The organism is Luteococcus sediminum (assembly GCF_054783495.1).
On the sequence record NZ_BAAGQL010000011.1, the window covers coordinates 19494 to 43757 of the forward strand.

The 24264-nt window shown below is 65.7% G+C and carries 7 protein-coding genes; all 7 read right to left on the reverse strand.

What is annotated here, in order from left to right; all coding sequences use genetic code 11:
- Positions 1 to 2: 2 nt before the first annotated feature.
- The 7 genes from ACYVKA_RS06360 to ACYVKA_RS06390 are packed head-to-tail and all read right to left on the reverse strand — an operon-like array spanning position 3 to position 23797.
- Positions 3 to 770 carry a thioesterase II family protein gene (locus tag ACYVKA_RS06360; protein ID WP_394275186.1) on the reverse strand — a complete coding sequence of 256 codons (768 nt, stop codon included), beginning with the start codon at positions 768 to 770 and terminating at the stop codon, positions 3 to 5.
- Positions 767 to 6826 (reverse strand): amino acid adenylation domain-containing protein, encoded by a 6060-nt coding sequence (locus ACYVKA_RS06365; RefSeq protein WP_460703939.1) that lies wholly within the window; start codon positions 6824 to 6826, stop codon positions 767 to 769. Before ACYVKA_RS06365 ends, ACYVKA_RS06360 begins: the two co-directional genes overlap by 4 nt.
- On the reverse strand, positions 6826 to 11307 hold the full coding sequence (locus tag ACYVKA_RS06370; protein WP_460703941.1) for a non-ribosomal peptide synthetase: 4482 nt from the start codon (positions 11305 to 11307) through the stop codon (positions 6826 to 6828). The genes ACYVKA_RS06365 and ACYVKA_RS06370 overlap by 1 nt, the downstream gene beginning before the upstream one ends.
- Positions 11308 to 11319: 12 nt before the next feature.
- Entirely contained in the window at positions 11320 to 16785 is a 5466-nt protein-coding gene (locus ACYVKA_RS06375) for a type I polyketide synthase (RefSeq protein ID WP_460703943.1), read from the reverse strand.
- Positions 16775 to 20107 (reverse strand): non-ribosomal peptide synthetase, encoded by a 3333-nt coding sequence (locus ACYVKA_RS06380; RefSeq protein ID WP_460703945.1) that lies wholly within the window; start codon positions 20105 to 20107, stop codon positions 16775 to 16777. The genes ACYVKA_RS06375 and ACYVKA_RS06380 overlap by 11 nt, the downstream gene beginning before the upstream one ends.
- Positions 20104 to 23304, reverse strand: a complete 3201-nt coding sequence (locus tag ACYVKA_RS06385) for a type I polyketide synthase (RefSeq protein ID WP_394275191.1) — start codon at positions 23302 to 23304, stop codon at positions 20104 to 20106. The genes ACYVKA_RS06380 and ACYVKA_RS06385 overlap by 4 nt, the downstream gene beginning before the upstream one ends.
- 40 nt (positions 23305 to 23344) lie before the next feature.
- On the reverse strand, positions 23345 to 23797 hold the full coding sequence (locus ACYVKA_RS06390) for an acyl carrier protein (RefSeq protein ID WP_394275192.1): 453 nt from the start codon (positions 23795 to 23797) through the stop codon (positions 23345 to 23347).
- Between the last annotated feature and the right edge of the window lie 467 nt (positions 23798 to 24264).

Sequence of the window (24264 nt, forward strand, 5' to 3'; positions counted from 1 at the left end):
GGTCAGTTTCTCGTTTCAACGATCCGACGACGCTGGCCCAGCTCGATGGCGGCGGTGCGCACCATCACGGTGAATATCTCGCTCATGTGCTGACTCAGGTAGAAGTGGTCGCCCGCCCTCACGTCGGTCCGGAGGGGGCGTGTGGTGAAGCGCGCCCACCCCTGCAGGGTCTCCACAGGAACGAGGGGGTCCGCATCTCCACCGAAGGCAACCAGGGGTAGGTCGAGAGGGCTTTCATCCGTCGGCGCGTAGTTCTCCAGCGCCCTGCCGTCAGCCCTCATCGTCGTGATGATGTGCTCTCGCATCTCGGGGTTGCTGAGGAGTTCCAGCGGCGTGGCGCCCAGTCGGGCCAGACGTTCCAGAATGCCCCGGTCCGTGAGCTGGAAGCCGCCGTCGCCTCCGTTGTTCCTGGGGGGCTGAGACCCCGAGACGAACAGGGCCAGCGGTGAGCGAACGCCCCGGCTCTGCAGGGCATGAGCGAGCTCAAAGGCGACGATCGCGCCCATGCTGTGACCGAAGAGTGCGTAGTCTCCCTCGATCTCGTCGACCATCCGGTCAGCCAGGCCCGTCACCAGCGTCCCCATGTCGTCCGTGACAGGCTCCGCCATACGAATGCCGTGGCCCGGGTACTCGACGCAGGATGTCTGCACTCCCGGCATCTGCAGCCAGGCGCGATATGCGCTGGCCGTCCCGCCCGCGTACGGGAGGGCGAAGATGCGAATCCGATCACCAGCGCGCGGTCGCGACGAGAACATCCAGCTCTTACTCACGCTTCTCCTCGATTCTGACGGGGGTCAGGATCAGACGGCCGCGGGAGGCGGTCTGCCAGCAGCGTTGGCACCTCTGACAAGGGTAGATCCGGTCTGGCCAGCACGGCGTGAAGCAGCACTGGCCAAGCCGCCACCATGTCGGCGAAGGCATGCTCGTTGAACCGGTTCGGCGCGTGCATCCACAGTCCTCGCAGCTCGCCGTCCCGTTCGTGCAGCACCAGGTACAGGTCGAGATTGGCCGGACTGATCGAGCCGTGCATCTCGGGAATGAGCTGCTCGGCGGCTCCAACTGGCCGCCACGGCGTTCCGACCCAGCCGCCCAGGTTCAGACGCACAGATCCGAAATCCACCACGTTGAACATGGTGCGCATCGGGTCCCACCGGCCGTCACTCGTAGCCGCGAGCTGGCGCAGGGGGGCCTGCTGATGCTCTCGGGCGTCCAGCAGGCTGAGCCGAACCTGAGCCATCACGTCGCCGAAGGTGGCCCGCTCGGCTATTCGGGTGCGGATCGAGACCTCGTTGACCAGATATCCGACCATGGTGTGCGTCTCCGGCTCGTCTCGCCCAGCTAGTGGCACAGTGACCAGCACGTCGTCGGTTGCGGTCGCCACCGCTTGGAGCACCTGGAAAACGGTGAGGAGATAGACGAATGTGCTCACCGACGCGGCCGCGGCCGCTGCCTTGAGCTGCTCATTCTCCTCCGGGCACAAGGAGAAGCCGGTGATCGTGGCCACAGCGGGACGCGGTTCACGTCCTAGCGGCCGCAACGTGGGCGCCGGCGGCAGGTCACTGAAGAGCGAACGCCAGTAATCGGCGTGGACCCGGCCAGGGCCGAGCTCGTTCTCACGCTGCTGCCATGCGGCCAGGTCGGCCAGCTGAAGACTCGCGAAGTCGCGCCGGGCAGGAGTGCCGTCGCGCTCCGCCACGTAATAGTCGGCGAGGTCTTCCACATACTGCGCAAATCCCCAGGGATCAACGCTGGCGTGGTGGAAGGCCTGCGACAGGACCCACCGCCGATCCCCCGTGCGCAGTAGGACGGTGTACATGGGGCTGCCCTTAGCGACCGGCATGGGCGTGCTCTCCAACCGGGCGACAACCTCCTCCACTGCGGCCTCAACGAGCTCTTCGGTCCCCCCACGCAGGTCGTGGACCTCTAGGGGCCAGGGGCTGGCTGGCTCCACCCGCTGAAACCATTCGTCGCCTTCGTGGATCAAGCAGGTCCGGAACACCTCGTGCTTCTCGCGCACATTGTCGAGCGCCCGCTGGAGCGCGTCGACGTCGAGTTCTCGGTCCGCCGAGGCTCCCTCCGGTTCGAGGACGACGGTGGCGACCACGTTGTGGTGGACCGCGTCCGCCCCAACGGGTTCAGTGATTTTGTTCAGCTGCTGGTGGGTGACTGGCATGCGGTCGCTGCGGACGCTCGGGCGGATTGTGGCGACCTGCCGGGAAGGCAGGGGCTCCTGAGCCACGTCAACGCCAGCACGGGCTATTGTCTCAAGGCACCGGACCAGTTCGTGCTCGAAGGCCTCAACCTCCGGCGTCGTCCACGAGCTGTGGTCCCACATGACCTGCACCTGGAGCCGAGAACCCGCGTCGGTCTGCAACGAGACCACGTTCACCTGCAGTGGACGGGTGAGGAGCAGCGATCGAGCGGCCGTCCCCTCACCCATGAGCTCCCTCTGGAGTCGGGTGACGGGCTGCCACGCAAGATCCTCAAGCCCCGCGGTCTGCTGCCCAAGGTAGTTGAATACCAGGTATGCCTCAGGCAGGTCCCCCAGCGGCGAGCCCTCGGCAAGATAGCGGAGTGCGCCGTAGCCCAGCCCGTCGTGGGGATAACGGCGCTGCGAGATGACGGCTCGCCGCAGCAGAGTGCGCATCTCGTCGTCGGTGGCCGGGCTGGCTCCCAGATCGACGCTAACCGGATACACGCTGGTCAACCAACCGACCGTCCGGCTGGCGTCCACGTGCCCCAAGTGACGGCCATGCGACTCGACCTCAACTAGCAGCGGCCCGGTGCTCTGGATCCCGAGGTTGTCCCGGGCGGCTAGGGCGACGGCGCTGAGCAGGACCTCATGAGCGCTGGCGCCAAGCCCTGGGCAGATCTCCTCCAGCAGCCGTCGCGACGTTTCCACGTCAAGAAGCAAGGTGCTTTCGCCGACCGATGTGCCCGTTGCGAACACACTTGGCGCGCGCAGGGGAGTCGCGCCGCGGGTGAGCGTCTGCCAGTCCTCGATCTCGGCCTTGCGCTGGGGGCTGCCCGCGTCTTCACTGACTGTCTCCGACCACGAGCGGGCCGAAGTCGGCACGGGCGGAAGTGAGATCGGCTGCCCGGTAGCCACCTGCTCGAGTGAGGTGCGCAGGTCTTCGAGGATCACTTGCCACGACATGCCGTCCACCACGACGTGATGGATCACGAGCAGCAGCATGGGCAGCGCGCCGTCGCGCTCAAACAGTCGTGTTTCCAGGTTGTGCCCGCGCCAGGGATCCAGCCTCTCTACGGAAGCGGTGACGGCGTGGAGCAGGTCTTCGGACAGATCGGCCACGCTGGTGCTGGCGACTTCGACGGGTGGCGGGAGGATCTTTCCTTCTGGGACGTGAAGGGTCCATGTCTGCGGATCAAGGGTGGCAGCCAGGATCCTGTGATGATTCACCAGACCATCGAGTGCAGCAGCGACCTGCGTCGCTGTCGTTCCCTGCGGCAGTGTCACCAGGACGCGGTGGCTGTATCCGGAGATCTCTCCTCCGCGGCGCCGCAGACGTCGCAGCATGGGGCTCGGTGCACAGTCGCCCGCTCCGTCATCGTGAACGGACGTCACGGCGGCGGCACGGCTCCCGACAGAGGCTGCGATTGCCGAAACGGACTCGTGCACGAAAATGTCGCGGGTGGTGAGAGTGATGCCTGACTTGCGCGCAGCAGAAACCACCTGGATGGCTCGCAGCGAGTCCCCACCGAGCTCGAAGAAGCTGTCAGTGGCGTTCACCACCGGGCGATCCAGTACGTCGGTGAAGGCGGCGGCGATCGTCGTCTCCAGTCCGGGGGCCGGGGGGCGTCCGAGGCCTGCCATCGTGTCCGGGGAGCTTGGCGAGGGTAGCGCCCGCCTGTCCACCTTGCCGTTGGCGGTCATGGGCAGAGCGCCCAGCACCGTGACGGTGCTCGGGACGCAGTGCCTGGGGAGCCGCTGTCCCACCCAACGCCGGACCTCATCACCGTCGACCGTTCCAGCACTCGTGACGATGTACGCGTCCAGCTGCGTCACCCCGGCCCCGTCGCTGCCAGCCACGACAACAGCGTTCGTGACTGCGGGATGCGACAGGAGGGCGGCCTCTACCTCGACCAGTTCCACCCGGTAACCGTGGATCTTGACCTGGCCGTCTTCACGTCCCAGGAAACGCAGCTCGCCCGACTCCGTCCAGCAGACCTTGTCTCCGGTGCGGTAGACGCGCGAAGCGTCCGACACAAAAGGATCATCGAGGAAACGGCTGAGGGTGAGCTCAGGCTCGTTCACGTAGCCGACTGACACCTGCCCCCCGGCCACCCACAGCTCACCTGCTACGCCGGGTGGGGCCAACTCACCTTGTCTCACGACATAGCAGCGCGAACCAGGCACAGGGCGACCCAAGGGGAGGAATGCACCGTCTCGGTAGTCGCGGAGGTCGCAGGTGACCACGCCAATCGTTGTCTCCGTAGGACCGTAATGGTTGTGCACCGCCGTGTCGCCGGCAGCAGCCAGCAACTCGGCCACCTGTGACCGCGGTGCCGCCTCTCCTCCGAGCACCAGCGAGCGACGCGGCATCAGTGCGTCGGCACCGACCACACGCATCAGCGCGCCCAGGTGAGTGGGGACAATCTTGACGTAGTCGATCTCCCTTAAGCGGATCAGCTCCGAGACGGCGTCCGCGTCGACGGCTGTGTCCTTGTCCACCAGGTGCAGCTCGCCCCCTGTCCCCAAGCTCGAAAAGAGGATGGTGCCCACAAAGTCGGTCACTGGTGGCTGCAGAACAAGGTACCGAGCCTGCGGAGAACCCATACCGAGGGTCGAAGGGACGGACGACACGTAGGTCTTAATGTTGGCATGCGTCACCTCCACGCCCTTGGGTTTGCCGGTCGAGCCAGAGGTGTAGAGCACATATCCCACGCCGTCAGGTGCCGCACCTGGCAGCTCGGTGCCCGTGTTTGCAGCGTCGGCAAGCGTCGAAAGAGTGATCCACTGACAGTCTCCACCGACATCAGGGCGGGCCTGCTCGTCCGAGACCACCATGGCGGCGCGGCAGTCCTCCAGGAGCATGTTGACGCGTACTGAGGGCCATGACGGGTCCATGAACAGATAGGCAGCGCCCGCTTTCCAGGTGGCCAGCATGCTCACCAGCAGCTCAGCGCTCAGCGGCAGTGACAGCGCCACGACGTCGCCCGGTCGGACTCCAGCTGTGACTAGTTGCCGTGCCGTCTTCGTGGCGCGGCTGTCCAGCTCGCCGTAGGTTGTCTGCCGGTCCTTCTCGACGATGGCCACCCAGGACGGGTGCTCGACCGCCACGCGGGCGATGTCCTCCGAGAGCGTGGCCTCACCCACCAGCTCGAGCCGCTCTCCTGTGGCGAGTCCGAGAACCTCCTCTCGCTCGTGCACGTCGCAGAGTGGCACGTCGGAGAGCCGCAGCGACGGGTCAGCGACGAACGCACGCAGGATGCGGATGTAGTGGTACGCCAGTCGCCGCGCTGACGCGTCATTGAAGAGATCGCGTGCATGCAGAAGTTGACCTGTAACCTGCCCCTGGTCCTCGCGAAGATCCAGCTGCAGGTCGTACTTGATCAACGTCTCGGCCGATACCACGGGCTCGATGCGTACCTCGTGGGACTCCCAACGGGGCAGCGGCACGTTCTGGTAGGTGATCATGGCTCGGAACAGAGCCGGTGCGCCTGAGTGCTGAGCGGGAGCCACCCGCGTGATTACGTCTTCGATGGGGACGTCCTGGTGGGCAAAGGCGTCGAAGCACACGCGGCGGAAGGTGGCAAGGTGATCTGTAAACGTGGCGTCCCGGTCCACCCGGCACCGAAGTGCGACTGAGTTCATCAGACAGCCGATCAGCTGCTCCAGTTCGGAGTTGCCACGTCCCATCACGGGAGTGCCCACGCACACATCGCACTCACCAGAGACCCTGGCGAGGAGCGCGTGGAAGGCTGCCCCATAGACCATGAATGGGGTCATGTGCCGAGCCCGGGCCAGCTTGCGCACCCCGTCCACCAGCGATGCGTCGAGGCTCAGCGTGTTGGATCCGGCTCGGTGGCTCGGTCGGGCTGGACGAGGTGCGTCTGTGATGAGAGGCAGTTCGGATGGCACTCCCGCCAGGTTCTGCTCCCACCATGCTAGGTCGGCTTCCCGGTGGGGGTCAGGGACGGAAAGGTGGGCGGCGAGATCGGGGAACTGCAGGGTCAGGTCAGGGAGCGTGCAGACATGGCCTTGTCGCAGGCTGTCGTAGGCGGTGAGGATCTCCCGCATCAGCACGCTGACGGACCACAGATCGCCCACCACATGGTGCAGAGCGAGGAGGATGGCCCGCTCATCGTGGGCGAAGGTCAAAATCTCGATGCGAAGGAGCGAGCCGGACTGCAGGTTGAAGGGCTCAGCGGCCAAAGCGGCGAGCCGTTCGCTGGCAGTTCGCTCACGCTCCATGACAGGCAGTCCCGGCACCGACATGCGACGAAGTGAAGGGGGCAGGTCGGGCTTCACGATCTGGACAGGTTCGCCGTCCACGAGCGAGAAGACCGTGCGCAAGGACTCGTGCCGCCGCACGACGTGCTCACAGGCCATCTCGAACGCCTGAGGGTCGAAGGCGCCCCGGACGCGGAGGCCGCCGGTGATTACAAATGGGTTGGTGCCCTCGGAGAGCTGGTCGGCCAACCACATCTGTCGCTGTGCCGAGGTCAAGGGGACGGGGACTGCCGGATTCTCCCGACGGCGGATACCGACAGAGGTCGGGCCCTGGAGCCCTTCGGCTGCTAGGCGCTTGCTGAGCAGCGCCCGCCGCTGAGCGGAGAGATTGACCGACGTCGGGGCTCCCATCAGTCCTCCGCACCACCCAGCTGGGCCGCGATCTCCTCGTCGGACATCGCGCTGAGCTCGACAACCAGCTCTGCGGTGCGCTCTACCAGAGATGGGTCGGGCGCGGTATCCAAGACAGCCGCCGCGAGACCTTCGACGGTGGGCTCGGTAAACAGCCGGTGCAGGGGCACGTCAATGTCGAAGGTCTCACGCATCCTCACCATGACTCTCGTACTGAGCAGCGAGTGGCCGCCCAGATCGAAGAAGTTGTCGGTCACTCCGACGCGCTCGATACCGAGCACGTCGCACCAGATCCCCGCGATCACAGCCTCGAGGGGCGTCCGGGGTGGGACGAACTCGGTCTGGGCGATGTGGCCGGGCGGTGGCAGGGCGCCCCGGTCGATCTTGCCATTGGGCGTCATCGGGAATGGGTCCTGTATCACGAATGCGCTGGGCACCATGTACGCCGGCAGTGTCTCCCACAGGCCGCCGCGGATGTCCGGGAGAGCCATCGCGAGTCGACGACGCGCCACGGCGTTCACCAGCCTGGCGGGGCGCGGGCCGTCGGGCAGAGTCGGGAAGCCGCACAGCGGTTCGCCATCGACTCCGCGGCGACGGGCGACGAGCGAGAAGTTGCCGTCTGCACCGTGTGCTCGCATCTCCAGATGAGCAGCGAACCCCGCATCCTCCACGGCCCGGACAATCTCGCTCGGATCCGGGACCGACATCTCACTTACCTCGCGCAGCACCTCAGCGAGGGTGGCACCTCCGGCCTTCTCAGCTGCCGCCAGCGTGGCGCTCACCTGAGCTACACGACGGTTCGGGATATCGAGGACCACCACGCAGTCATCGGTGCCTGCGAGCCACTCCCGAACGCTGTTGAGCCCGCCAGCGGCTGCCTCCCAGGCGTACGTCTTGGCAGCTACAGGCGTCACCTCGCCACAGTGAATTGTCACGTCGTACCGGTATCGAGTCATATCCGTCTGGTCGGCCGAGCGCTTCGCCAGGACATGCACGGCAGCCACGTCGTCCCGCTCGTCCGCCAATTGCGTGAATAGGTGCGGGTCGATGACGAGCTCGGAGTCTTCGGTCACGGCCCGGTCCGTGATCTGGACCAGGGCACTGGCCGCGACGGAGGGCTCGGTTCGCCGCAGCGCGGCGTCGGCGTGGAAGGTGGATAGCAAGGGCAGACTTCTGACGTCTCCCATGAACAGGACCCCGCCGGGAAGCAGGCGTGCCAGAGCAGCGTCGATGACGGCCCGCAGGTAGCGCTCGTCCGGGAAGTACTGGGCAACAGAGTTGATGACGACCAGGTCAAACTGCTGCGGCGGGAGTTGGTCAACTTGGTGCGCCGCCAGTCGCTCTACCCGGACCGAATCGACGACCCCCAGCGCCTCCGCTCGAGCCTGCAGGCTCGCCACGGCCGTGGCCGATGTGTCGATCGCCCAGTAACGCTCGACCTGCGGTGCGACCCGGCTCAGGATCAGGCCCGTGCCACCGCCAATCTCGAGGACCCGGGACGGATGCAGTTCCATGATCGTTGATGCGGTCTCGTCCGCCCAGCGAGCCATGACCTGTCGCTCGATGGCCTCCCCAGTGAGAGCGCTGCGCCAGCCGGTTAGGTTGTCATCAACAACGCTGTCGGACTCCGAGGCCTGCAGGTAGGTGGTGTCCCAAACCTCACGCCAGCGCTCGACCTCGTGGGTCCACTCCTGCGTGCCGTTGGAGCTCGTCTCGTCAGTAGGTGAGAGGTAGGCCACCAGACGATCGCCGGAAGAATCGTCGTCGCGCACGATCACGACCGCGCGTCCCACCTCCCGGTGAGACTCCAACACCCTCTCGATCTCGCCCAGCTCGATGCGATGGCCGTGGATCTTGACCTGGTGGTCCGTGCGACCAAGGAACTCCAGGCGACCGTCGTGACGACGGCGGACCAGGTCGCCGGTGCGGTAGAGGCGGCCACCGTCGAGGAACGGGTCGGCCACGAATCGCTCAGCGGTGAGTTCGGGACGGTCGACATAACCGTTCGCGACCCCGTCTCCGCCGATCCACAGCTCCCCTGGTACTCCGACAGGGAGGCGACGCAACTCCTGGTCCAGCACACGCAGCGAGGTGTTGGCTATGGGCTCGCCAAGGTGGATGAGGTCGCGACCAACATGCGCCACGGACGACCAGATCGTCGTCTCGGTAGGGCCATACATGTTCCACAGGTCCACACCCAAGTCGAGCAGGCTCGTGGCGAGTGTGACCGAGAGCGCCTCGCCGCCTACCAGGGCCTTGAACGGCCGCTCAGGCGCCCAGCCGGCCTCGAGCAGCATCTGCCAGCTCAGTGGCGTGGCCTGCATGGCCGTCACCTGGTGCTCGTTAATGAGCTGACGCAGGCTGGTGCCGTCGATGGCCTCGTTGCGGGTGGCGAGAATGATGCGGGCGCCCGAGACCAGCGGCAAGAAGACTTCCAGGCCCGCGATGTCGAAGGAGATGGTGGTGACGGCCAATAGCACGTCGTCATCGCTCAGGCCAGGACGCTCCTGCATCGAGCGTAGGAAGTTGTCCAGCGCACGATGTGGGATCTCTACCCCCTTGGGCTGGCCGGTCGAGCCTGAGGTGTAGATGACGTACACGGCGTCGGAAGGGGCCACGGTCACGACCGGGGCCGGCGCCGTAGTCACCTCCTGGGCGAGGTCCTCCCACAGCAGCAGGCCCTTGAACGCGTGCAGGCCGAGCTGCTCGGTGACAACTCTCTCCGAGATGACGACCGCCGGTGCCGCATCCTGCAGCATGAAGGTGATGCGCGCGGCCGGGAACTCCGGGTCCATCGGAACATACGCGGCTCCTACCTGCATCACCGCGAGCAGCGCGGCGATGAGAGCCGGACCCCGCTGCATGCACACGGCGACGCGATCGCCCCGGCGAACTCCTCGCGCAGCAAGCACAGTGGCCGCTCGCGCGGACTGCTCGGCGAGCTCCCCGTAGGTGAGCTTCTCAGCGCCGCACACGATGGCGGGCCGGTCGGGATTCTGGGCGGCCACCGAGGCGATGCGCTCATGCGTCAGCAGGCCATCTGGCCACGAACGCTCCGGCCCGATCTCCCATGCGCGCAGGGCAGTCTCAGCCGTGTGGTCGGCCAGCGGAACCGCATCGACTAGTGCGGTGGGGTCGGCCACTGCGTGGGCGACGAATGTGGCGAGATGGTCGCCTAGAAGGGCGATCGTCTCATGGTCGAACAGATCCGCGTTGTACTCGAAGCGGCCGGAGAGAGCCTCCTCGTCGAAGACCTGGAGTTCGATGTCGAAGCGCGCGGCACGGCTAGCCACTTCCACATCGTGGAAGGCGGCTCCGGCGGCCTCGAGCTTTGGCATGGGAATGTTCTGGTAGATGAAGGACACCTGGAAGACGGGAGTGCGGGAGGCGTCTCGAACCGGGGCCAGGTCTTCGACCAGCCGCTCGAACGGTAGGTCCTGGTGACCGAACGCGCCCAGGGCGGACTGACGGGCCTGAACCAGGGCATCGGCGTAGGTCGTCGTCTCGTCGAACTGGAACCGCATGGCCAGCATGTTGACAAAGTAGCCGATCGTCCCGGCAATCTCAGGACGGTCCCGGTTGGCGGCCGGCACACCCACCACAACATCATCAGCGCCGCTGTAGCGGTGCATGAGAGTGGCGAAGGCTGCCAACAGAGCCATAAAAGGCGTGACTCCGTAGGTCTTGGCCATCGCGCGCAAGGCAGACATCTGGGCCTCGTCCAGAGCGAACGGGACCGAGCCACCGCGATTGGTCTGGACCGCGGTGCGAGGACGATCGGTGGGGAGCTCTAGCGCGGCTGGGATGCCCGCAAGCGCAGTGCTCCAGTACTCCAGGTCGCCCTCGAATGCACCCTCGGCCATCTTCGTGGCCTGCCACTGGGAGTAATCGACGTACTGAAGCCTTGGCGGGGTCAGAACCGGATTGTCGCCCAGTCGCAGGCAACGGTATGTCTCCAGCAACTCCTGCACCATCAAGGCCGTCGACCACAGGTCGGCAACGATGTGATGCACCGTGATGAGCAGAACGTGCTCCTGTGCGGTCAGACGCAAGCAGCGCATGCGCAGGAGAGGACCGCGGGACAGGTCAAAGGGACGCGCGAACTCCTGCGAGGCCACCGCGATGAGCGCATCGTCGTCGAGTAGCTCCGGAGCGTCAACCAGTTCGACCTCAGGTGTCAGACCCTCGTGGACGACCTGCAGGGGCACCCCGTCGCTGGCCTCGAAAGTGGTGCGCAAGGCCTCGTGACGCGTGACGATGCCTTCCACCGCCATGCGCCAGCACTCCGGGTCGAAGTCGCCGGTCACGCGGAGAGCTCGAGACAGGTTGTAGGAGGTATCTCCTCCCTTGAGCTGATCGAGGAACCAGATCCGCTGCTGCTGGATCGAGGTGGGGAAGAGTCGCCTCGGCCGCTGCCGTAGTCGCTGCGCCAGCAGGGCTCGCTTCTCCTCGACCGTCAGGCTGGAGGGATCGCTGCTCATGTTCTGATCTCCTTAGACGTTGCCGTCAGCGGCCAGAAGCGAGAGGTAGGCGTCTAGCTCTCCCTCGTCCATCTGCTCGATCGCCTCAAGATCGACCTCCTCCGTGCGGGAGACGGCCTTGATCTCCTCGCGCTGGGGCGCCGCACCGTCGCCGGAGGGATGGAGCAGCTCGGCCATGCGCGCAACAGTCGGGGACTCGTAAAAATTAGCGATGTCCATCTCCATTGCGAGGCGCTGCTTGATGCGCGTGACGATCTGCACGGCAGCCAGCGAGTGCCCCCCTAGTTCAAAGAAGTCGTCATTCACGCCCACATCCTCAATGCCAAGCAGATCCGCCCAGATGGCCGCCACTGACGCCTCCAAGGGGGTGCGAGGCGCGGCGAACTCCGTCGCCAGTGGTGGGCGCGGATGCTTCGTTGTGGGGCCGGAGATCTGCTCCTGCAGCATCGATGGTGTCAGTCGGGAGGCCAACTCTCGACGGTCCTCGAAGTCGTCGTCTACGACCAGGACGTGGGGCGGGAGTACTCGCAGCGAGAGCAGCCTCTCAAAGGCTTCCAGCATGTCCTGCTCGGTGTGGCCAACCATGAGCATGTCGAGCTGAGAGTCGGTGGGGCGCACGTCTTCGGCGGAGACCACTCGCTCCAGCTCACCGGCAATGTGCTCCTGCAGCGCCGCGATGTCCCTGACGACCCGGACGGTGTAACCCTCGATCTCCACCAGGACACGACCATGAGGATCGAGAATCTCCAGGTCCGTTGACAGGGTTTCGGCTCCGTCCTGGGTCACGGCCCCCTTTGGACGGGTGTGGACAACGACCTCGCTGGTGAGCGGATGGCGGTAGCGCAGTGTGCGGTAGCTCAACGGCAGGTAGTTGGGGTCCTTGGCATCCATCCGGAACACGCCCACGGCGATGTCCAGGAGCGCTGGGTGCAGGGGGAAGAGTGTGACGTCGTCACGAAACTCGTCGTCGAGGGCGAGCGTGGCGAAGGTGTGCCCCTCGGCGAGTTCAAGCCGACGGAGCACGTGCCAGCGCGGCCCGATCGCAAACTTCAAGGGCCCTTCTGTCCACTGCTCGGCCTGGGCGCGATCGAAGACCGACTGCTCGTCATGGAAGTCCTCGCGAACGGGATGGGCCCGTCGAAGTGCGTCGAGGTCCTGCGGAGCGACCTCGGAAGGGGCCTCCCAGGTCACCCTTCCAGTCGCATTGTCCTGCCAGGTGTGGTCGGCTGGGTTCTGGCTGCGAACGGTAAAGAACTCACCTTCGGGCGCAGTCTCGATGACAACACTCAGGGTGCGCTCCTGCCCGTCGGGCACGAACGCCGGGGATAGGAAGAGGATGTCCGACAAGACCATGGTGCGTCCTTGGGCACGGCCTGCCAGAGCGCCGCGGACCAGCTCGATATACGCGGTGCCCGGCACAAGACCGCTGCCCAGGAGCCTGTGATCGTCCACGAACCAGCTCTGGGCTGTCGAGATGGTGCAGGTAAAGGTTTCCCGCTCGGGGGCGGCGGAGACGCGCCTGAGCATGGGGTGCCCGATATCTCCGCCGACGGAGTGGTCAGTGTGGGCTGCCATGCCCACTCCCTCCCACCTGCTCCAGCCGATTGAGGTGGCGCTGAGGCCCTCGCTGCGCAGCGAGGAAGCACGCGCATCGAGGTAGGCATTGGCAGCGGCATAGTCGCTCTGGCCAAATCCGCCGAGGATTGAGTTGACCGACGAGCAGAGCAGGAATGGGCCGACGTCGTGGCCGTGAAGAGCCTGCGCCAGAGCCTCCGTCCCCTCGACCTTCGGGCCGAGGATGGCGGTGACGTCGTCGAGATTCTTCGAAGCCAGCAGCCCGGCGCCAGGCAGTCCTGCGGCGTGCACCACCATGTCGAGACGGTGACCGCGGCTCGCGAGTTCCGCCACGACCTTTCGCACGGTGTCGGCATCGGTGATGTCGACGGTACGAACCTCGATGCGCGCTCCTAGTTCCTCGAGCTCCCTCACCAGTTCGATCTTGCGGCGCACCAGGTCCTCGCTTGCGCGCGTGGCCAGGGTCGCGTCGTGGTCATCGCGAGGTGGCATCTCCGAGCGCTGTAGCAGCACGATTGTGCTTCCTTGGGTGCGTTCGGCGATCCTGCGTGCGATCGCACTGCCGACCCCGCCCAGGCCGCCGGTGACGACATAGAGGCCACCGTCTACCAGACGGGACTCCCCCGCAACGTCGGGAAGGGTCTCGAAGCTCCGGATCCACGCATGGGCGCCTCGGATCGCTACGTCCTGGTCCACGCCCATTGCGAGAGTCTCATGCAGCACGTCCGCCACGGCCTCCGGCAGGTCCGCGAGGGTGCTGTCCAGATCGACCACCCGCGTGGAGAGACCTTCGATCTCCTGGCTCAAGACCGCGCACAGTGCCGCCGGCAGGGCTGCGTCGGCATGGACCTCCTCAGTGCCCAGAACCTCGTGAGCGCCGCGCACGATGACGGTGAGCGCGGTGCCCTCGCTTGGGGGCACCAGCGCGAGGTGCTGGCCGAGGGCCAGCAGGTGCTGGTAGGCCTCCCGGCCGTCGCGGGTGCCGGTTGCGGCAACGATGTGCAGCGCTGCTGAGGATGGCTCGCTCGGCTCGACCGTGGCGAGCACCTCGGCCCACGCAGTGTCCTGAGTGGGGATCACTGTCGAGATCGGGTCCTCTGCAGGAAGCAGGGACCGCAGCGTATCGGCCTGGCGCTCGTCCGAGACGAGAAGGAGCCATGTTCGGTGTGCCGCCTCTGACCCGGATGATGCCAGCCGGTGCCAGGTCGGAACGAGCAGCGACGGGCCTGTGGGGCGTCGCCTCTCAGGTTGCTTGGCGGCGGCGACGGGATCAATCCAGTGACGTTCCCGCTGGAAGGGATACGCCGGGAGAGCGACGTGCTCTGTCGCGTTGGGAACAAGAAGGTTCTCGTCGTCGACGACGCCAGCCGCCCACAGCGTCCCCAGGGCGGTCGCCATCTGGACACGGTCCGTGCCGACGCGCCGTGGCTGCGGGAGGGTGGACACGGCCACACGGGACGGGGTCCAAGACGCGTGGTAGCTGATCAGCGTCGAGAGTGAACGACCAGGTCCGACCTCCACGAACACCGTAGCTGGGTCTGCGAGGAGCGCATCCACAGCATCCGAGAAGCGCACCGTCCGTCGGAGGTGCTGACCCCAGTAGACAGGATCCGTTGCCTGCTCTGAGGTGAGAACCTGTCCCGTCACGTTTGAGTAAAGAGTTATCGACGGCGCGTGCAGATCCACGCCAGTAGCCACCTGTGCCAAACGCTCGATGGCGGGGTCCATGCTGGCGGAATGGAACCCATGAGACGTCTTGAGTGGGGAGCACACGATGCCATCTGCACGCATTCGCTCAGCCAGTGCCGCGATCGAGTCGTGCGAGCCCGACAGACTGCAGAAACCGGTCGAGTTCACCGCCGCGATCTCGATGCCCTCACCGAGGTACGGCGCAACGTCGGCCTCGCCGAGTTGGACAGAGAGCATCGCACCGGCCCTCATCTCCGAGACGATCCGGCCGCGGGCTGCGACCAGCAGCACAGCGTCATCGAGACTGAGTACCCCGCCCACGCAGGCGGCGACATACTCTCCGATGCTGTGGCCGATCATGGCCTTGGGGACGACGCCGTGATCGATCAACCACGTCGCGAGGCAGTACTCGATCATGAACAGGGCTGGCTGTGTGTACTGCGTCTGTCCCAGCAGTTCGGCGCGCTCCTCGCCATCATGCAGGACCAGTTCCAGCAGATCGACTCCCAGCTGTACTCGGAAAAGTTCGCCGCAGCGATCCAGTCGAGCGGCGAAGTCTGCGTCGTGCGCGTAGAGATCGGCCGCCATCCCCGGATATTGGGCCCCTTGACCGGGGAAGACGAAGGCGACCTTGGCGCGCTTGTCTGCAGTGATGACGTCGTCGACGCTCAACCGACGAAGCGCGAGTAGTGCACCGTCCCTGCCCGTGGCCGAGACAGCGACGCGGCGCTCCAACCATGTGCGCCCGCGCAGGAGCGAGCTGGCCACGGTTGCCAACGCCAGTTCAGTGTGGGCCTCTAAGTGATCGGCCAGGCTGTTCGCCGCCTCCAAAACCGCCACAGGAGTGCGCCCCGACAGTGCCAGACAGAACGGCGCATCATCGTCGGCGGTGGCCTTGTCGGCTGGCCGCTGAGGGGCCTCCTCGAGCACCAGATGAACATTTGTTCCTCCGATGCCGAAGGACGAGACGCCAGCCCGACGCGGGCCGCCCGAGGTGTCCCACGGGCGAGTGGAGTCGATGATCGTGAACGGACTGCCGACCAGGGACAGCTCGGGATTCGGCTCGGAGAAGTCCAGTGTGGGAACCATTTCCCCGTGCTCGAGCATCAGGACGGTCTTGATGAGGCCCGGAATGCCCGCGGCAGCGTCGAGGTGCCCCACGCTCGACTTCGCAGAGCCGAGTCCGCAGAAGCCCTCGTCGTCGGTGCCCGCTCTGAACGCCTGGGTAAGGGCAGCGACCTCGATGGGGTCGCCCAGACGGGTACCCGTGCCGTGCGCTTCCACGTAGCCGATGCTGCGCGCGTCTACCTCGGCGATATCGAGCGCCTCCATGATCACCGCCTGCTGCCCGGACACGCTGGGGGCGGTGTACCCGACCTTGTCGTCGCCGTCGTTGTTGAGGGCGCTCCCGCGGATCACGGCCCGCACGTGGGTCTGCGCGTCGACCTCTTCCATGCGCCGCAGCACGACGAGACCCACGCCGTTGCCGGGCACCGTACCCGCCGCATCTTTGTCGAACGCGCGGCAGTGCCCGTCGGGGGAAGTGATCGACCCCTCCTGGTAGGGGTATCCGTCTCGAAGTGGGGCGGTGACCGCCGCCGCACCGGCAAGGGCGACGTCGCACTCGCCGTCGAGCAGGCTCTGGCACGCAAAGTGCACTGCGGTGAGCGCGCTGGAGCAGGCGGTTTGCACGGTGACGGCGGGACCGGTCAGGCCCAGCTTGTAGGCGGTGCGGGTGGCGAGAAAGTCCTTGTCGCTGGCCTGGAGTACCTGATACCGACCAAAGGAGTCCAAGAGGTCGTGGTTAGTGAGCAGGTTGTTCAAGAGGTAGGTGTTGGTGCCTGCGGCTCCGAAGACGCCGATGCGACCCTCGAAGCGGCTCGGAACAATCCCCGCGTCCTCAAGCGCCTCCCACGCGCACTCAAGAAAGACTCGCTGCTGAGGGTCGATGACATCGGCCTCACGCGGAGAATACCCGAAGAAGTGCGCGTCGAAGGCGTCGGCACCTGCGAGGTAGCCCTTCACCGGCACAAAGCCCTCGGCGGCGAGGTCCTCGGGGTTCCCTCCGTCGGCAAGCAGCTCGTCCGTGGTGAACCGGGTGAGCCCTGAGCGCCCGTCCCGCAGATTCGTCCAGTACTCGTCGACGGAAGCAGCTCCAGGCAGGTGCGCTGCCATGCCAATGATGGCGATGTGGTGGGACGGGTCAGTGTTCACGGTGGTCCCTCTCAGGAGTGGACTGGCGGCGCTGGGATGCACCACGACGACGATGGGCAAGCTCGCGACGCTTCTCAGCTCGATCGTGAGTCTGCGTCGCGACGGAAGTGGTGGCGGCGGCCCCGCCGGCGAGGTACTGGGCAAGGGAGGAGACGGTGGGGCGCTGGAACAGGTCCACCAGCGAGACCGCGTGACCTTGATCCGCGAGCCTGCGCTGGACCTCTGCCAGCAGGAGGGAGTGACCGCCCCGATCGAAAAAGTTGTCGTCCCGGCCCACGCTGTCCACCCCGAGGACGTCAGCCCAGATCGTGGCGATTGTCACCTCGAACTCGGAGGCAGGGGCGACATAGGCCGTTGCGGTGATCTCGGTCTCCGAGGGCGCTGGCAGACGTCGGCGGTCCACCTTGCCGTTCGCGGTTAGCGGCAAGGCGTCCAAGATCTCGACATAGCGCGGAACCATGTACTCGGGCAGGGCACTCTTCAGCGCCGCGATCACGAGCGCGGCGTCGATCTGAGCATCTCGATGGGGTACCACGTAGGCAACCAGCCGCACGTCATTGGCGGCCCTCCTCCATGGAATGACGACTGCCTCAGCGATTTCGGCCTGCTGGCATAGGTGGTGCTCGATCTCACCGAGTTCCAACCGCTGGCCGCGCAGCTTGATCTGCTGGTCGATTCTGCCGAGGAAGTAGAGCACCCCGTCGTCGTCGAATCGCGCGAGATCGCCGGTACGGTACATCCGAGCGGCAGGGTCCTCACTGAAGGGATCGGGCACGAAGCGTTCTGCAGTGAGCGCGGGGCGGCCGAGATAGCCCTGGGCCACGTTGCGGCCACCAATCCACAGCTCGCCGGTGACGCCAACTGGGACGGGCTGGAGCTGGTCGTCAAGGACGTAGATCGACGTGTTCGAGATTGGCCGGCCGATGGGTGTAGGCCCCACGTCTTCGGCGCTGCACCTCCAGTGCGTGACGTCGATGGATGCTTCCGTCGGTCCATAGAGGTTGTGTAGATCGGCAGAGGATCGTCGGCACCACTCCTGCCGTAGGTCTGCGGGGAGGGCCTCTCCGCTGCATACCACATGCTTCAGAGAGCTGAGCTCCTCCACCCGCTGACTCATCATGGCGCGCAGCATCGAGGGAACGAAGTGGATTGTAGTGACCCCCCATCGCTGGATGGTAGCGGCCAAGGCTGCGGGATCGCGATGGGCATCCGGCTCGGCGACGACCAGATGCGCCCCGGTCATGAAAGGCCAGAACAGTTCCCAGACCGACACGTCGAATGTGATGGGAGTCTTGTGCAGCACGACCTCGCCAGCACCGATGCGGAACTGCTGCTGCATCCACTCCAGGCGATTTCGAAGTCCGGCATGAACATTGACAACACCCTTGGGACGGCCCGTCGAGCCAGAGGTGTAGATCACGTAGACCGGGTCCTCACCCGAGACGGGAGTGCGGACCCGGGTGGGTCCAGGCAGCTGCGCCAGGAGCTGGCCAGCGTCCACCGTCCAAAACTCCACCGGGTGGCCACAAAAGGACTCGAGGAGGGCATCGTGGGTGATGACGAGGTCCATCCCAGCGTCCTCGAGTATCTCGGAGACGCGCGTCCGTGGATAGTCCGGATCGATCGGGACGTAGGCTCCGCCAGCTCGGACAACCGCCAGAACGGCGACCAGCAGCTCCACCGAGCGCGGTAGCGCGACGCCCACCAGGGAGCCGGGACCCACGCCGCGGCCGACCAGTCGTTGCGCCAGCACCTCGGTGGCCCTGTCGAGCTCGGCATAAGTGAGGGTGGTAGCCCCGAAGGTGAGCGCCGGTGCGTCCGGGGTGGCCCGGGCCTGTGCGTGGAACTGCTCGTGGACCCAACCATGACTTACCGGCCAGGTTTCTTTGGTGTTATTGAAACCGGTCAGGATCCTGTTGCGCTCCGACTCGCTCAGTAGCGGCACCGCTCCCACGGCCTGCTGGTCGTCGGCCGCGACGCTCGCGATGGTCTGGGACAGGGCACTGGCGAGACGCGCGATGGCCTCAGGGGAGTACGCGCCGCAGTCATACTCCAGGTATCCGGTCAGCGCGCCGCCGTCGTGGAAGGCCTGCAGCTCCACGTCGAAGCGAGCGCCTTCGTTGACGAGCTCGATCCGATGGGCAGGGGCTCCGAACAGCTCGGGCATCACGGGCTCAGGACCGTAGGTCAGACTGACCTGACACAGCGCCTGGCGGCTCAGATCGCGCTCCAGTCCGAGCATGCCCACGACCAGGTCGAAGGGCACGTCAGCGTGGGCGTGCGCACCCACGCAGGCATCCCGAACCTGGCCGACGAGCTCGGCAAACGTGGCCTCGGGATATAGATGAACAGGGATAGGAACGACGTTGATAAAGTAGCCGAGCACGTTCTGAAGCTCTGGCCGGCTGCGGACTGAGCTCGGGGCGGCGATGGCGAAGTCACGCTGCCGCGAAAGCCGTCCCAGGACCAAGGCGTAGGCAGCCAGCAGAGTCATGTAGGTGGTCCCGCCGTGTGCTCGGCCCGCAGCAGAAAGGGCGTCCATGACGTCCGCGGGGATAGTGATGGGGTGTTGAGCGCCGCGAAGCCTGGCGACCTGAGGACGGACTCGATCGGTCGGCAGTTCAAGGACGGGGTCGACCCCCTTCAGGGCCTCACGCCACCAGTCCAGCTGGTCCTGCCAGGCTCCACCCTCTCGCTGCTTCTGCTGCCACACAGCGAAGTCGCCGTAGTGCACGCTGGAATGGCTCTGCACGTCGAGGCCGTCCCGCAACGCGAGGTAAGTGTCCGATAACCGCGAGACCAGAAGCCTGGCCGAGATGCGGTCGACGAGGAGGTGGTGCCCGGCGAACACCAGGACGGTGCGGCGTTCCGAGCGGGCCAGACCGACGCGAAAGGGGACGGCCGAATCGATGTCAGGCGGGGGTTGGCCGAGCAGGCTGTCCGCGAGCCGAGCAACCTTGGCTGTCGTCGCCTCACCGTCGAGCTCGAGAATCTGCAGGGTCGTCTTGGCGTCACGGTGGATGATCTGGACTGGGCGCGCCGGATCTTGCCCGAAGGTTGTGCGGAGCACTTCTTCGTCTGCAGTCACGCGATCCAGCGCCTCCTGTATAAGGCGCTCGTCGACGACCGCGTCGAGGACGATCGCGGTCACCCCCCAGTAGGCACGGCTGCGGGGATGTAGTTGCTCCATGAACCACATGCCTTCTTGCGAGACCGCCAGAGGCAGCCGCTTGGTGGCAGGAGTTTGCTCCTGGAGCAGCTGCTCGAGACGGCGCCGTTGCTCAGGGCTCAGCCTCGCGAGCCGCTCGTTCAGATCGGTCATGCGTTGGCTTCCGGTGTCGGAGACTGTCCCTCGTTCTCCACCTGAGCGAGCAGTTCAGTCAGCAGGTCCTCGTCGACGGACGTCAGCGGGCTGATCTCTGGCTCGTCAGGGACGGGTCCCGCTGCGCGCTCCGTGTCAACCTGCACAACCAGCGAGCTTGCGATGTCCTCTAGCGTCGTCCCGCGGAGGAACTCGGTCATGTCGATCTCCACACCGAGGTTGGAGGAGATCTCATTGCGCAGCTCGATCGCCATGAGCGAGTCGAGGCCTAGGAAGGTCAGCGGGACATCGACGGGTATCGCAGAGGAGAAGCCCAAGGAATGCCGCAGACGCATCTTTAAGCTGTCCAGCAGCTTGTCCCTCCTGAGGTCCTCGGGGCTGTCGAGTAGTTCCTGCCGCATGATGATCTGCTGTCCAGCCGTGCCCTGGAGCGGCCCCTGCATGAGGGGGTCTGCGGCGGACCGATCTGCGACCGCCGGTTCCGGCGAGGAACGCGGCTGATCTGGCTGCGCAGTCAGCCGGCGACGGCCCAGTTCGATGCGGTCGAAAGGATATGTCGGGGCTGGCACCTTGCGGGCACCGCTGCCGTCGAAGACTCCTTCCCAGCGAGGATCGTGGCCGTGCACGAACAGGCGAGCGACGGCGGCGAGTATGGCCTCGTCTTCGGGGCGACGCCGTCGCAACGACGGGACCATGAGTGGCTTAGCCTCGGCATCCAGCGAGTCGAGCGCCATGCCGAGGGCGTCGGCCCCGGGCCCGATCTCGACGAAGGTGCCGCAACCGATGGTTGCCAGGGTCTTCACCCCGTCCGCGAAGCGCACTGCCTCGCGAGTCTGGGTCGCCAGGTAGCCAGAAGGAAGGGCAGTCCCCGACGCGAGGATGCTGCCGGTCGCGCCCAGGACGAGTGGCAGCCGCGTGGGCTGCAGATCGTGTGACGCCTGGAGGGCGGCGAGCGCGGGTAGAACTGGCTCCACCAGCGGGCTGTGTCCAGCGCGGTCGGAATCGATCTGCATCACATGCATCCCCTGGGCCTCGCAACGCTGACGGGCTTCCTCAACGGCTTGTGCGGTGCCGGACAGCGTGATGTTGGCTGGACCGTTGACACCAGCCACCGAGATCTCTCCAGTCGGCAGGTCGGCGATGATCTCTTGCAGTGTCTCCAGGGCAGCGTTCACACCGATCATCGCTCCACCTGGTGGCAGCTCGGCCATCAGGGCTGCTCGGCGCACGACCAGCTCGAAGCCAGAATCTGGAGAAATGACGCCAGCGGTTGCCATCGCGGCGTACTCGCCCACACTGTGCCCCAGAACCGCGTCGGGGATGATCCCCCACGACTGCCAGGTCGCTGCGAGTGACATCTGGAGCGCATAGAGGGCGGGGGACGCGAACTGAGGCTCGCCCAGACGGGAGTGATCGTTCTGGGGCCACATGATCTGCGTGAGCGAGACCCCGGCCAGATCGCGCATCATCGCATCGAAGGTATTCATGTGCTCGGCGAAGACCGGGCTCGCAGCGGCCAGTGCACTTCCCATGCCTGCGTAGTGAGCGCCGGTTCCAGGAAAGAGGAAGGCCACGGCTCGGGGACGCGCCACCGAAGTCGCCTGCCACACTGCGGGCGAACTGGCCCTGCCGCGAATCACGTCGTCGAGGAGCTGGGCCGCCTCGTCGTTAGTCCTGGCAAGGACCACGGTACGCTGTTCCCAGGGCGTGCGCGATGAAGCAGTGAATGCAAAATCGGTGTAGGAAGCCGATCCCTCTCTCAGCTGGTCCTGGAAGCGGCGCGCGAGTTTGCGGAGCGCCTTCGGCGTCCGGGCGGTTACAGCAAACAGGCGTGGACGCGCCAGGTCCTCCTGGCCAGCGCTCGCTCGAGGAGCAGGTGCTTCCAGGATCAGGTGAGCGTTCGTTCCGTTCAGCCCGAATGAGCTGACTGCGGCGATCCGACGGCTGGCTGCTGCGGGCCACGGGATGAGCTCGTTCGGGATCTGCATGGAGGTACCCTCGAGCGGCAGCAGCGGACTCGCCTTGCGCTGGCCACGGTTGGGCGGGATCGCGCCGCGCTGAAGACAGAGCACCGCCTTGATGAGGCCGGCCATACCAGCGGCAGCCTCCGCGTGCCCCAAATTCGTCTTGACTGCACCGAGGTACAGGGGCAGGCCCGAGGTCCGGCCATACACCTGTCGCAGCGCCTCGACCTCGATCGGGTCACCCACCACGGTGCCGGTGCCATGTGTCTCAATCAGCGCGACGTCGTTCGGATCGACACCGCTGCAGCGGAGTGCCTCGTGCATCACGGCTGCCTGCATCGCCCCATTGGGTGCGGTGAGACCGGCGCTGCGGCCGTCGTGGTTGACGCCGGAACCCCGCACGACGGCCAGGATGTTGTCTCCGGCCTGCTCCGCGTCTTCGAGCCGCTTCAGGACAAGGACACCGACGCCCTCGCTGCGCACGAATCCGTCCGCGTCCGCGGCGAAACTCTTGGTCTCTCCGTCGGAGGCGAAGGACTGGCTCAACTGCGAGAGGGTAATATCGCCCACGGGAGTGAGCATGGTGCTGGCTGCGCCACAGATGACCATGTCAGCCTCTCGCCTTCGAAGCCAACCGCAGGCTTCGTGCACGCTGACCAGCGAAGAAGCGCAGGCTGCATCGAGAACCATGCAGGGTCCGTGCAGGTCAAGAAGGTAGGACAGGCGTCCAGCGCCGATGCTGTGCGCGGATCCGATGCCGGTGTAGGCATTGATCGACATGATGTCGCCCACCGCCAGGCCTGCATGATCAGCACCTGACAGCGTTGCGCAGACGCCGGTTTGGGACCCCGCCAGGGACTGCATCGTGCAGCCAGCCAGTTCCAGCGCCTCCCAGGACGTCTCAAGGAAGAGCCGGTGCTGGGGATCCATGGCTTCGGCCTCTCGGCGAGAGATCCCGAAGAACTCGTGGTCGAAGATGTCGACGTCATCGAGGAAACCGCCGAATCGACTCGCGGTCTTGCCGGGGAGCTGGGGTGTCGACGAGTAGAACTGCTCCAGGTCCCAGCGGTCTTCAGGCACTTCGTCGATGACCGTCTGGCCGGCCACCATCAGATCCCAGAGGTCTTGAGGGGTCCGCACTCCGCCAGGGAAGCGGCATGCCATCCCGACGACTGCGACTGGACCGCTTTGGAGGTTCTGCAGACGAGCCTTCAGCTCGGTGTGGCTCTGCATGACCGCCTCGAGGGTTCGTTGGAGACGATCCACATGAACGTCAGTCACCGTGTGTGCCCCCCTGCGAGAGCGAGTTGAGGAAGGCCTCGAACTCGGAGTCCGACATGGTCAGGAGGTCATCGACCGCGACGTCTTCTGGCACCGGAATCGGCTCGGTCAGACTCAGGTGGTGAGACTCGTTTGGCTCCTGCGCAGAAAGCAGGTAGCCCGTCAGTGCCTCGAGGGTCGGGTACTGCCAGCAGATCGTGGCCGGCAGCTGTCTTCCCGTGATCTCCTCGACCCTTGAGCGCACGCGCAACATCTGCTGCGAGGTCATCCCCAGCTGCATGAGGGAGATATCGACCGCGATCTGTTCAGCTGGGGTCCCGATGATCTCAGCCACGGCGCCGGTCAGTGCCGACAGGAGTTCGTTCTTCGCCAGCAGGTCGTTGGCGTCCCGAGCTGGCGGAGCGAGAGGCAACGTACCAGGGTCATTCGCTTCTACCGCGCACATGTGACGGGCCCCCCGCAACGGAGATGCGGCAACGATTCGGACACGACAGCAAGAGACATTGAACGGCCTCCTCCCGACTGGGTTTGGATGGGGTGTGCTCGTGCACCAACGCGACGCACCAACTGCCACCCGCAACGCGAGTGTATGATGTCACGAAGGGAAATCCCATAGCGTCTTGGCAATTCCTGTGGTCCCGGGCCGGGGTGTTCAAGGCTCTGAGGTGGGCCATCGTGGGACCGGATCGCCAAGAACCCTGGCCCTGAGCGTCGAGAGCGAGCCGGGCTGGGCACTCCCCCCGGTTCAGGACGTTCTTCTGCAACAGCGCGAAGAACGACTCCATCGCCGCGTTGTCACCGGCATTATCCGGCTAATCAGGGCTGGTCGGGGGAGCGTCCGATTAACGGTGTAAGTGGCGGTTTCGTTACTGGTGGGTGCTGGCCGCGGGCATGCGGTCAGCGAAGGTGGTG